We start from the raw sequence: 12,493 nt of genomic DNA, 5'->3' as shown, positions 1-12,493 counted from the left end.
CTCCCTGCCCTGCACGCGTTCCGGGACTAACGCATACGAACCGCACTCGAACCGCATACGCAGCGCCTCGCCAACCTGTTGCCCCTATGTCCGATATCGCCGCATCCCCGCTTTCGCCGTCTTCGTCTCCGTCCCCGGTCGCCGTCGTCAAGCCGGGGCAGCGCTTCGCGTTCGACGGCACGCACGGCTCGTCCGATGCGCTCCTGATCGCGCGTTACCGCGAGGCCTCGCGCGCGAGCGCTCCGCTGCTCGCCGTGATCTGCGCGAGCGCCGTGGACGCCCAGCGTCTCGCCCAGGAGATCCCGTTCTTCGCGCCCGAAGCGCGCGTACGCCTCCTGCCCGACTGGGAAACGCTGCCTTACGACACGTTCTCGCCGCACCAGGACCTCGTGTCCGAGCGCCTCGCGACGCTGCACGATCTCGGCGAGGGCCGCTGCGACATTCTCATCGTCCCGGCCACGACGGCGCTCTACCGCATGCCGCCCGCCTCGTTCCTCGCGGCGTACACGTTCTCCTTCTCCCAGGGCCAGCGCCTCGACGAAGCGAAGCTCAAGTCGCAGCTCACGCTGGCCGGCTACGAGCACGTGAGCCAGGTCATGCGGCCCGGCGAGTACTGCGTGCGCGGCTCGCTGATCGACCTGTTCCCGATGGGCTCGCCGCTGCCGTACCGCATCGACCTCTTCGACGATCAAGTCGATTCGATCCGCGCCTTCGACCCCGACAACCAGCGCAGCCTTTATCCGGTCAAGGACGTGCGGCTCTTGCCGGGCCGCGAGTTTCCGTTCGACGAGGCCGCGCGCACGGCGTTTCGCAGCCGCTGGCGCGAGGTGTTCGAAGGCGACCCGAGCCGCGCGTCGATCTACAAGGACATCGGCAGTGGCGTGCCGTCCGCGGGCATCGAGTATTACCTGCCGCTCTTCTTCGAAGAGACGGCCACGCTGTTCCACTATCTGCCGGAAAACGCGCAACTCGTGTTTTCGGGCGATCTGGACACCTCGATCCGCCGCTTCACCGCCGACACGAAGCAGCGCTACAACTTCCTCGCGCATGACCGCGAGCGGCCGATTCTGGAGCCGCAGCGCCTGTTCCTGACCGACGAGGACTTCTTCACGCTCGCCAAGCCCTTCGCGCGTCTCGCGCTGCCGGCCACGACCGCGGGGGGCTGGGCCAACGCGCTGCCGGGCCTCGCGATCGACCGCCACGCCGAAGATCCGCTCGCCGCGCTGCGCGGCTACCTCGACACCACGAAGAACCGCGTGCTGTTCGCGGTGGAATCGGCGGGACGCCGCGAGACCATCGCGCAACTGCTGGCCGAGAACCATCTGCGCCCCACGTCCGCGGACAGCTACGAAGACTGGCTCACCGGCGACGAGCGCTTCGTGCTGGGCGTGGCGCCGCTCTCGACGGGCTTCGCGCTGCCCGGCGAAGGCCTCGCGATCATCACCGAGACCGAGCTCTACGGCCCGCTCGCGCGCCGCGCGGGACGCCGCCGCCAGGAGCAGGCGAGCAACGTCGATTCGATGGTGCGCGACCTCTCCGAGCTCAAGGTGGGCGACCCGGTCGTGCACGCGCAGCACGGCATCGGCCGCTACCACGGACTCGTGACGATGGACCTCGGCGAAGGCGACACCGAGTTCCTGCACCTCGAATATGCGAGCGCGAGCAAGCTCTACGTGCCGGTCTCGCAGTTGCACGTGATCTCGCGTTATAGCGGCGCCGATCCGGACAGCGCGCCGCTGCACGCGCTCGGCTCCGGCCAGTGGGAAAAGGCGCGCCGCAAGGCCGCGCAGCAGATCCGCGACACCGCCGCCGAGCTCTTGAACCTCTACGCGCGCCGCGCCGCGCGCGAGGGCCACGCGTTCGCGCTTGAACCGCGCGACTACGTGAAGTTCGCGGAGAGCTTCGGCTTCGAGGAAACGCCGGACCAGGCGGCGGCCATCGCCGCCGTGATCGGCGACATGACGAGCGGCAAGCCGATGGACCGCCTCGTGTGCGGCGATGTGGGCTTCGGCAAGACCGAGGTGGCGCTGCGCGCGGCGTTCATCGCCGTGATGGGCGGCAAGCAGGTGGCGATCCTCTCGCCCACCACGCTGCTCGCGGAGCAGCACACGCAGACCTTCACCGACCGCTTCGCCGACTGGCCCGTGCGCATTGCCGAGCTTTCGCGCTTCAAGTCGGCGAAGGAAGTGGGCACGGCGATCCAGCAGATCAATGAAGGCAGCGTCGATATCGTGATCGGCACGCACAAGCTGCTTTCCTCCGACGTGCAGTTCAAGCGCCTCGGGCTCGTGATCATCGACGAGGAGCACCGTTTCGGCGTGCGCCAGAAGGAGGCGTTGAAGGCACTGCGCGCCGAGGTGGACGTGCTCACGCTCACCGCCACGCCGATCCCGCGTACGCTCGGCATGGCGCTCGAAGGCCTGCGCGACTTCTCCGTGATCGCGACCGCGCCGCAAAAGCGCCTCGCCATCAAGACCTTCGTGCGCCGCGAGGAAGACAGCGTGATCCGCGAAGCCATGCTGCGCGAGCTCAAGCGCGGCGGCCAGGTCTATTTCCTGCACAACGAAGTCGAGACCATCGAGAACCGCCGCGCGATGCTCGAGGCGCTCGTGCCCGAGGCGCGCATTGCCGTCGCGCACGGGCAGATGCACGAGCGCGAGCTCGAAGCCGTGATGCGCGATTTCGTGGCACAGCGCGCGAACGTGCTGCTGTGCACGACCATCATCGAGACCGGCATCGACGTGCCGACCGCCAACACCATCCTCATGCATCGCTCCGATAAATTCGGTCTCGCCCAGCTGCACCAGCTGCGCGGCCGCGTCGGGCGCTCGCACCACCAGGCTTACGCGTATTTGCTCGTGCACGATCCGCAGGGGCTCACGAAACAGGCGCAGCGCCGTCTCGAAGCGATTCAGCAGATGGAGGAGCTGGGCGCGGGCTTCTATCTTGCGATGCACGACCTCGAGATCCGCGGCACCGGCGAAGTGCTCGGCGACAAGCAGTCGGGCGAGATCCACGAGATCGGCTTCCAGCTCTACACCGACATGCTCAACGACGCCGTGAAGGCGCTCAAGGACGGCCGCGAGCCGGACCTGACCGCGCCGCTCGCCGCGACCACGGAGATCAACCTGCACGCGCCCGCAATCCTGCCCGCCGACTATTGCGGCGACGTGCAGGAGCGCCTGTCGCTCTACAAGCGCCTCGCGAACTGCGAGCACGACGATTCGATCGACGGCATCCAGGAGGAGCTCATCGACCGCTTCGGCAAGATGCCGCCGCAGGCGCACGCGCTCATCGAGACGCACCGCCTGCGCCTCGCGGCCAAGCCGCTCGGCATCACCAAGATCGACGCGGGCGAGGCCGTGATCGGGCTGCAGTTCGTGCCGAATCCGCCTGTGGACGCCATGCGCATCATCGAAATGGTGCAGAAGCACAAGCACGTCAAGCTCGCGGGACAGGACAAGCTGCGCATCGAGACGCGCAGCCCCGACCTCGCGGTGCGCGTGGCGACGGTGAAGGAGACGCTGCGCGCACTGGGCGCGCCCGCACGGGCGGCGGCACGCTGAGCGCGTGAAAAAACCACCGGCGCATGCGCGGAAATATTGCGCATGCGCCGCTGCGAGAGCGATGCTGCATCGCGTCATGACGGCGAATTCGACGTAATTGCAGGCTTGCGCGCGCCCGTGCGCGTGTTCGCGATCCGCAACGAGCTATTGCTGCCGGGGCCTTTGGCCTGGCCCATTCTTTTTGGGTAATATGGATGGACAAGCAAGCTGGAGTCCACCATGGCCATAGCCGCTGAATCAGCGCAGTCTTCTACACCGCCCTCCGCAGTTTCGTCGTCCGCCGCCCTTCCCGCCTCGCTCCCCTGGGTCACCCGCCTCGTGTCGATGGACACGGTCAGCCGCCATCCGAATCTCGGGCTGATCGAGACCGTGCGCGACGACCTGCGCGCGCGCGGCATCGAAGCGACGCTCACCTACGGCCACGACGGCAAATGGGCCAACCTGTTCGCCACGCTGCCCGCGCACGACGGCTCGACCGACGGCGGCATCGTGCTCTCGGGCCACACCGACGTGGTGCCCGTCGACGGCCAGAAATGGGACAGCGACCCGTTCAAGCCCGAGATCCGCGACGGCCTGCTCTACGGTCGCGGCACCTGCGACATGAAGGGCTTTATCGGCGCGGCGCTCTCGCTCGTGCCCGAGATCCAGCAGACGAAGCTCGCGAAGCCCCTGCATCTCGCGCTGTCGTTCGACGAGGAAGTCGGCTGCGTGGGCGCGCCGCTCATGATCGAAGACCTCGTGAAGCGTGGCGTGAAGCCCGAGGGCTGCATCGTCGGCGAGCCCACGAGCATGCGCCCGATCGTGGCGCACAAGGGCATCAACGCGTATCAATGCTGCGTGCGCGGGCACGCGGCCCATTCGTCGCTCACACCGCGCGGGCTGAACGCCATCGAGTACGCGGCGCGCCTGATCTGCTACATCCGCGACATGGCCGACGAGTTCCGCGCGAAGGGCCCGTTCGACGAGCTCTACGACGTGCCGTTCACGACCGCGCAAACCAGCACGATCGAAGGCGGCAACGCCATCAATACGGTGCCGGCCGAATGCCGCTTCGCATTCGAATTCCGCAACCTGCCCACGCTCGACCCCGACACGATCTTCGCGCGCATCGAGCAGTACGCGCGCGAGACGCTCGTGCCGAAGATGCAGCGCGAAAACCCGGCCGGCGCAATCGAGTTCATGAAGATCGCCGCGGCGCCGGGCCTCGACGACAGCGAGCAGGCGGCGATCACCCAGCTCGTGCGCGCGCTCACGTCCGACCGGTCGCGCCGCAAGGTGGCATACGGCACGGAAGCGGGCCTGTTCGCCCGCGCCGGCATTCCAAGTGTGGTGTGCGGGCCAGGCGACATCGAGCAGGCGCACAAGCCGAACGAATTCGTTTCGCTCGATCAGCTCGCGGCATGCGAAGGTTTCCTGCGCAAGCTTGTGCACGGCCTTTCGGTCGACGCACAGGCGCAGTAGCGGGCGCCTGGCTAACCGGATAGTCATCCTCAATAATCACGTCCCGCGCCGCAGGTCCAACGCCATGTCAACCGCCACGCCGCTGCCCACCGATCGCACGATAGACGGCGAAGCCATACCCACGCTGGACGAGATCGCCTCGCAGCACTTCACGCTTGCGCCGTGGGTGCTGCGCACGCCGGTGTTCGATCGTCACGACCTGCCCTCGCTCGGCAACACGCACGTCAACTTCAAGTTCGAACTGCTGCAGGAGAGCGGCAGCTTCAAGGTGCGCGGCGCGTTCACGCACCTGCTCGCGCTCGATGCGGCGCAGCGCAGCGCGGGCGTGACCTGCGTCTCGGGCGGCAATCACGCGATCGCCGTGGCGTACGCGGCCCGGCGCCTTGGCATCGGCGCGAAGGTCGTGCTCTTTCGCACGGCGAGCGAGGCGCGCGTCGAGCAGTGCCGCCGGCTTGGCGCCGAGATCGTGCGGGCCAGCGACAGCCGCGAGGCCTTCGAGATCGTGCGGCGCGTCGAAGCCGAGGAAGGCCGCTATTTCGTGCATCCGTTCAACGGCTATCGCACGGTGCTCGGCACGGCGACGCTCGGCTACGAATGGGCGACCCAGGCGCCCGACCTCGACGCCGTGATCGTGCCGATCGGCGGCGGCGGGCTCGCCGCGGGCGTCGCCACCGCGCTGCGCCTCGCCAATCCGCGCGTGCAGGTCTATGGCGTGGAGCCCGAAGGCGCCGACGCGATGAGCCGAAGCTTCGCGGCCAACCATACGGTGCGTATGACTCACATGCAGACGATCGCCGACTCGCTGATGTCGCCGCATACCGAGCAATACAGCTACACGCTGTGCCGCCGTCATATCGAGCGCATCGTCACGGTCTCGGACGACGCCCTGCGCGCGGCGATGCGCCTGCTCTTCGACGAACTGAAGCTGGCCGTCGAGCCGGCCTGCGCAACGGCCACCGCGGGCCTCTACGGGCCGCTGCGCGACACGTTGCAGGGCAAGCGCGTAGGTGTCCTGCTGTGCGGGACCAATACGGACCCGCGACGCTTTAGCGAGCAGATCGAGCTATGCATGGGCCCGGAGTCAGTGCCAAAGCACTAACGCCGGCCGACAACTCGCGCATTGACGCCAGCGCCCGCCGGGCACGCCGTATGCACTAGCGCGTGCCGCGTAAAACGGGCAAGCGGCCAAATGTCATGCAGTGTCAAATCGCTACCGCATTGCGAATGCGTTCGCTATCATTGCGCCATTGCGTCGTTATGCCCCCCCTGGCCCGTGCCGCCCCCGTTCAAGGAGAGCCCGCTCATGAGCATCATCAAGGAGTTCAAGGAATTCGCCGTCAAAGGCAATGTGATGGATCTCGCAGTCGGTGTGATCATCGGCGGCGCCTTTTCGACCATCGTCAACTCGGTCGTGAAGGACCTCATCATGCCGGTGATCGGCGTCGCCACGGGCGGCCTCGACTTCTCGAACCTGTTCGTGCGGCTCGGGCACATTCCCGCCACCTTCAAGGGCAACCCCGACTCGTACAAGGATCTGCAAACCGCCGGCGTGGCCGTGTTCGGCTACGGCTCGTTCATCACGGCGGTGATCAACTTCGTCATCCTCGCGTTCATCATCTTCCTGATGGTGAAATTCGTGAACAAGCTGCGCCAGCCGGATGCCGCTGCTGCGCCGGCCGAGCCGCCGCCCACGCCCGAAGACGTGCTGCTGCTGCGCGAGATCCGCGATTCGCTGCAGAGCAATTCGCGCTGAGCGCCGCTTGCGTGATCAACGGATCAACGCTCGCCAGATAGCCAGCCGGTAAAGATAGCCACACAAAAACCCGCGTCGCCGTGTTTCGGCCACGCGGGTTTTTTTCGTCCTGTTGCGCCTCGTTGCGCCCAGATGCACGCGAGGCGCGCAAGGCGCCAATCGCGCGCCGCTCAAGCCGCCGGCGCCGCCGGGTCCGACATATCGCTCGCACGCTGCGTGACCATCTCCTCGATCAGGCGCTCGAGCTGCTCGAAATTCACGGGCTTCGTGAGATGCGCCGTGAAACCGGCATCGATGCTGCGGCGCACGTCGTCGTCGGTGCCGAAGCCGGTGAGTGCGATGGCCGGCGCCGCCGACTCCTTGCGGAACGCGCGGATGAAGTCGATGCCCGAGCCGTCCGGCAAGCCGATATCGCTCACGACCAGATCGAAGCGTTGCGCGGCCGTGAGCGCGAGCGCACCGGCCACGCTCATGGCCACTGCCACCTCGTGGCCAAGCGCGCGGATCAGTTGCGACATGACCTCGGCCGTGTCCTCGTGGTCCTCGATCAGCAGGATCTCGAGCGCGCCCGCGCGGTGCGGCCCGCTGTGGTCCGCGGGGCGCGCGGCGCCCGAGCCAGGCGCGGCGGTCGGCAGCACGATCGTGAAAGTGGCGCCGCAATGCGTGCCGGGGCTCTTCGCGCTCACGGTGCCGCCGTGCGCCTCGGTCAGCGCCTTCGTCACCGCGAGCCCGAGTCCGAGGCCGCCGAACTGGCGCGTCATGTTGTGGCTGCCCTGCTCGAAGGCGTGAAAGAGCTTGCCGATCTGCTCCGGCGCGATGCCGATGCCGGTATCCTCCACTTCGATCACCACATGCATGCGCTCGTCGCGCGTGCGCACGAAGATGTGGCCGCCGTCCGGCGTGAACTTCGCCGCGTTGCGCACGAGATTCCAGAACATCTGCTGCATGCGCGCGCGGTCGCCGCGCACATAGTGCTGCTGCGCCTCGCGCTCGACGTGCACATCCTGCTGCTTGATCTGCATTTCGCTGTGAAAGAGCTCGAGCACGGCGTCGATCACTTCGTGCACGTCGACCGTGTCGAGCGTGAGGCTCAGCTTGCCGTTCGCGACGCGCGTGAGATCCAGCAGATCGTCGATCAGGCGTGCCTCGAGCTCGATATTGCGGCGGATCATCAGCACGCCCGCGCGCGCGGCCTCGGGCAAACCGGGAATCTGCTCGAGCAGGCGCGTGCCGGCCAGCACCGGCGTGAGCGGCGTGCGCAGTTCGTGCGAGAGCATCGCCAGAAAGCGGTCCTTCGCGCGATTGGCCTCTTCGGCTGCCTGACGCGCCGCCTGCTCGGAGGCGAGCAGCAGCTCGCGCTCTTCGTTCGACTCGCGTTGCGCGTGGATGTCGGTACAACTGCCGAACCACTTGTTGACGCTGCCGCGCGGATCGCGCATCGCAACGATTCGGACATCGAACCATCGATACGCGCCATCGTGACGGCGAATGCGCAATTCGTGGCGATAGTCGTCGTTGTTGGTGCGCACGGCCTTGAGCCACGTGTCGCGAATCTCGTCCCGGTCGTCCGGATGCAAGGCGTCGAGCCACGCGAGGCCATGCGTCGTGCCGGCGTCGAGGCCCGTGTATTCGCACCATTGCTTCGAAAGGAAATCGCACTCGCCGTCCGCGCCGCAGGTGAACACGAGGTGCGGCAGCGCTTCGGATAGCGTGCGGTAATGCTCTTCGCGATCGCGCAAGAGCAGCGCCTGGTCCGAATCGCGCTGCAACGCGACCTGCGCGAGCACACGGGCCACCGCTTCGGGCAGGTAGTCGAGGTAATCGCCCGATTTCGGCACCACGTCCGAGACGCCCGCGCGCAACGCGGCGATCACGCGCGATTCGTCGGTGAAGCCGGTGACGAGAATGGCCGGCACGCGCACGTCCTCGGCACGCAGGCGGCGGAAAAAATCGAGTCCGGTTTCGGCGCCGTCGAGCTGATAGTCGAGCACGAGCACGTCCGGCGTGCGCGCCTCGAGCACGGCGCGCGCCTCCCCAACGCCCGTGCAGGTATCCACGCGCGCGCCGGCCCGCACGAGCGATTTGCGCGCGAGGCGCAGGATGCCTTCGTCGTCGTCGACAACGAGCACGTGCGCGCCCGCCAACATCGTTGCCGCCTCATTCATGCCGTTCATGCCGTTCATGCGTCTGGCATCCCTCGTGACTGGCGCCGCGCCGCGGGCACGCCCAGTATCAGTATTGTCATGGTGGTCATGCCTGAATCGAAAGCCGTATCTGATCGTTCAAGTCCTCGGCAAGCCGCGGGGCAGGCACAAGCGCGCACGAGCACGCGCAGGCACGCGCGAGGGCCCGTCAAGGACGCACAAAGCGATGCCCCGGCGGCAGCTTGACGACCTGAAGGAAAAAGCCGAGCCGCCGCACCGCCTCGATGAACGCGTCATATTCGACGGGCTTCGTGATATAGACATTGCAGCCCAGCTCGTAGCAGCGCTCGATCTCGCGCGGATCGTCGGTCGTCGTGAGCACGATCACCGGCACCGAGGCCGTCACCGGATCGGCCTTCAGCCGCCGCAGCACCTCGAAGCCATCCACGCGCGGCATGCGCAGATCGAGCAGGACGACGAAATTCGCCAGCTCTTCACGTGACGGGTAATTCGACGCCGCAAGCGTATCGGCGCCCGGCGTACCAAAAAAATAATCGAGTGCCTCCTGGCCGTCACGAAAACGCAAAAAGCCGTTGGACACACCCGAGCGCCGCAGGTTGCGCTCGACCAGCGTGGCGTGCCCGTCGTCGTCTTCGACCAGCACGATGCTCACACGGTGCCCCGTATCCACCGGCTCGGCCGGCAAGCCGGCGCTCAGTCCGCACGGGAATGGGTTCGGCTGTGCTCCCGCATTTTCCCCCGTTTTTGCGCCCGCTTTTGCTGCCGTTTCTTCTCGTTCTCTCATGCCGCTCTCCGACATTTCCTCATGCGATCCGATGGTGTGCCCTCATACTGCGCGCAGCGGTTCGTCGGGCAGCGCGACGAAGAAGGTGGAACCCGCGCCTTGCGTCGACTCGACCCAGATGCGCCCGCCATGGCGCTCCACGATACGGCGGGCGAGCGCGAGCCCCGTGCCCTGCCCGATCGAATCGCCTCCGTGCAGGCGCTGGAACGCGCGAAACAGCAACGGCTGATACGCAGCCGGAATGCCAATGCCATTGTCGCGCACATAATACGTCCGCGTGCGTGTGCCGGATATGCGCCAGGCATCACGTGCGTGGACATGGGCGATGACGGCTGGCGCCGTGCGGTCAGCCGCCTCGCCGCCAGGGCGGGCCAGGCCGCCACCAGGCCCGGGGGGCGAAGCCGATGCCGGTGGCTGTGCCGCCGCTTCGCCCGGCTCGAGCGCGCCGATCTCCACCTGCCCGGGCCGCGCCGGATCGAGGTGGCGCAATGCGTTATCGATCAAATTGCTGAAGATTTGCTCTAGCGCCCCCGGGTCGCCCCACGCGGGCGGCAGCTCGTGCACCTCGATGCGCGCCTGCTGCACGAGCCCCGCCGCGAGGCCCGCAAGCGCGCGCTCGACCACGCGGCCCACATTCACGCGCTGCCAGCGATAATCGAGCCGCCCGGCGCGCGAAATGCGCAACAACGCATCGATGATGGCCGCCGCGCGCGCCACGGCCTGGCGCAGGAATTGCAACGATTCGTCGACGTCGCCGTCGAGCACCTCGACCATACGCCGGTGCTCGTCGGCGGGCAGATCCGCCGCATCGATCTGCTCGCGCAGATCGCCGCACGAAACCTGCAGCTCCTTCGAAAAACCTTGCAGATTCACGAGCGGCGAACGCAGGTCGTGCGAGACGCTGTAGATGAACATCTCGTTGTCCTGGCTCTCCTGGCGCAGATTGTCGTTGGCGGCGGCGAGATCCGTGGCGCGCTCCTGCAGTTGCAGCTTGAGCGCCGCCTGTTCGTGCTCGGCCTCGCGCAGGCGCCGGCTGGTCTGATTGAGCACGGCGTCGAGCGCCGCGATTTCGTCGTCGCCGGCGAGCGGCCGCGCCAGCGCCACCCCCTCGCTCAGCCGCTGCGCATTGGCGCTCAGCGCGGCCAGACGCAGGCCCACGTTGCGCGCATACACGATCGCCGTGGCGGCCCAGATCAGCATCGACCCGACCACGGCGACGATGAGCGCATCCTGCTGCCGCTCGCGGGTCTCGCGCAGCGAGGCGCCGCGCGCTTCGTCGAGACGCGTTTGCTCGGCGACGAACGCATCGAGCTCGCTGCGCACCGCGCCGATTTCGGGCGGCAGACCGTCGCTGCCCGCTCGCGCGAAGCCGCTGATGCGGCCGGCGCGCAAGGCGTCGGCCACCTCGCCGCAGCGCGCGCGCCACGCGTGCGCATAGTCGTTGATGCGCTGCACGCGCGCAAGCTGCGCAGGGTTGTCGCTCACCATGTGCGCGAGCAGCGAGAGACGATCCGAGAATTCGGCCCAGACGGCACGGCGGTCGATGAACGCGGGGTCTTCGAGCACGATCGCCGTGCGAACGCGCGCGGCCTCCCGCAACAACGGATGGGCGAGGCTCGAAGCCTGCCAGAGGATCTGCTTGCTGTTCTCGGCGCTCTTTGCGGCCTCGGCGGCCTCGCCTTGCGTATCGAATACGACGCCGAGCAGCGCCAGCTCGATTGCGCTCGGTATCGCGATCAGCAAAAGCCCCTTGGCGAACAGTTTCATGTCGATTTGATTGGATGGCGCTCTCGGCGACGCCTCGCGCAGCGAACTGCGCGAGCGGACCTCCCCGTCCGGGTCCGCGCGCGGCGGGTCCCCCGCGGCGTGAAATCGCCGCGCCCGCCTGAGCCGAAACATTATCTGCGCGAAATTATGAGATTACAACGTATGTGTCTATGCGCACCCGCTAGTGAGAAAAGCCGGCATTTTCCCGAGAAATCGTCACACCGCACGCGCGTGCAGGTCTATTATTGAGACCGGAGACAAGTGAAAGAGAAGCGAAAGAGCGCCGGGATACCTACATGAGCGCGACGTGCGATCCGGCATGGCGTTTGCCTGACGCGGTGAGGGTTTTGGACGTGGTCCCCACGTGCCTGAATTCTCGTGAATCCGGCAAATCCGTATGCTATAAAGGATCGACGTGCGGCGCACCAGTCCGGGAGTGGTCGCATGGGAACGCTGCGTTTTTTGCAATCCACCTTTTTCAGGCGAATTTTTATGTCCTTCCCGAAAAAGCGTAAGCGCATCAAGGCGGATGGCGACGAGTCTTTTCTCGCCGTACTGAGCCACTTCAAACCTTTCGGTCAACTCGATACGAAGATTGCGCGCGCGCGTGCGCAGGACGAGCCGGTGCTCTATGCACACGTGCTGCCTGGGCTCGACGTGCTGTTATGCAGTGTTCGCGGTGCGCAGCCGCCCTATCCCGGCACGAGCGAATTGCGCAGACGCTGCATCGAATCCATCGCGCATGCGCTCGAGCAGCCGCTCGAAGGGCTTGAGAACGGCGGCTACTGGTACGAGGCCGACGGTTTCGGCTTCCTCGTGTTCGCGAGCCGGGCGCGCGGGCGGATCCTGCCCGAGTTCGGCGCGGCGCGGCCCGGCATCAGTTCGCGGCACGCGGCACGCCGCCAGGACACCACCGGCGATCCGGCACCACGCCAGCAGTTGCGCTGAACGCCACTCAAAAACGCCCGACGCTCAAGCGCCGGGCGTTTTTACATCT

The 12,493-nt window shown here is 66.9% G+C and carries 8 protein-coding genes; 5 read left to right on the top strand and 3 right to left on the bottom strand.

Annotated features, from left to right (window positions below; translation table 11 throughout):
• Positions 1 to 86 precede the first annotated feature (86 nt).
• The 4 genes from mfd (at position 87) to mscL (ending at position 6,780) form a co-directional block, all read left to right on the top strand.
• Positions 87 to 3,566, top strand: a complete 3,480-nt coding sequence (mfd, locus tag E1956_RS10245; RefSeq protein WP_134748560.1) for a transcription-repair coupling factor — start codon at positions 87 to 89, stop codon at positions 3,564 to 3,566.
• 219 nt (positions 3,567 to 3,785) lie between these two features.
• Positions 3,786 to 5,027: an acetylornithine deacetylase gene (gene argE, locus E1956_RS10240; protein WP_134748558.1), complete on the top strand. Its 1,242-nt coding sequence runs from the start codon at positions 3,786 to 3,788 to the stop codon at positions 5,025 to 5,027.
• Between the two features lie 64 nt (positions 5,028 to 5,091).
• Positions 5,092 to 6,126, top strand: coding sequence for a threonine/serine dehydratase (locus E1956_RS10235; RefSeq protein WP_134748556.1), 1,035 nt, complete (start codon positions 5,092 to 5,094; stop codon positions 6,124 to 6,126).
• A 204-nt stretch (positions 6,127 to 6,330) separates the two neighbouring features.
• Positions 6,331 to 6,780 (top strand): large conductance mechanosensitive channel protein MscL, encoded by a 450-nt coding sequence (gene mscL, locus E1956_RS10230; protein WP_134748554.1) that lies wholly within the window; start codon positions 6,331 to 6,333, stop codon positions 6,778 to 6,780.
• A gap of 170 nt (positions 6,781 to 6,950) precedes the next feature.
• Here the strand turns inward: mscL and E1956_RS10225 are convergent, their stop codons facing one another.
• The 3 genes from E1956_RS10225 to E1956_RS10215 form a co-directional block, all read right to left on the bottom strand.
• Positions 6,951 to 8,945, bottom strand: a complete 1,995-nt coding sequence (locus E1956_RS10225; RefSeq protein WP_134750504.1) for a hybrid sensor histidine kinase/response regulator — start codon at positions 8,943 to 8,945, stop codon at positions 6,951 to 6,953.
• 187 nt (positions 8,946 to 9,132) lie between these two features.
• A complete protein-coding gene (locus E1956_RS10220) occupies positions 9,133 to 9,729 on the bottom strand; it encodes a response regulator (RefSeq protein ID WP_134748552.1) in 597 nt (198 codons plus the stop codon).
• Between the two features lie 42 nt (positions 9,730 to 9,771).
• The gene (locus E1956_RS10215; RefSeq protein ID WP_134748550.1) at positions 9,772 to 11,496 is read right to left on the bottom strand and encodes a sensor histidine kinase; all 1,725 of its coding nucleotides are present in this window, start codon (positions 11,494 to 11,496) and stop codon (positions 9,772 to 9,774) included.
• A gap of 444 nt (positions 11,497 to 11,940) precedes the next feature.
• On the opposite strand from E1956_RS10215, the gene E1956_RS10210 reads away from it, so the two are divergent.
• Positions 11,941 to 12,444, top strand: coding sequence for a hypothetical protein (locus E1956_RS10210; protein ID WP_134748548.1), 504 nt, complete (start codon positions 11,941 to 11,943; stop codon positions 12,442 to 12,444).
• Positions 12,445 to 12,493: the final 49 nt, after the last annotated feature.

Source organism: Paraburkholderia pallida, assembly GCF_004524855.1.
Lineage (GTDB): Bacteria > Pseudomonadota > Gammaproteobacteria > Burkholderiales > Burkholderiaceae > Paraburkholderia > Paraburkholderia oxyphila.
This window is presented reverse-complemented; position numbering and strand designations above follow the sequence as displayed.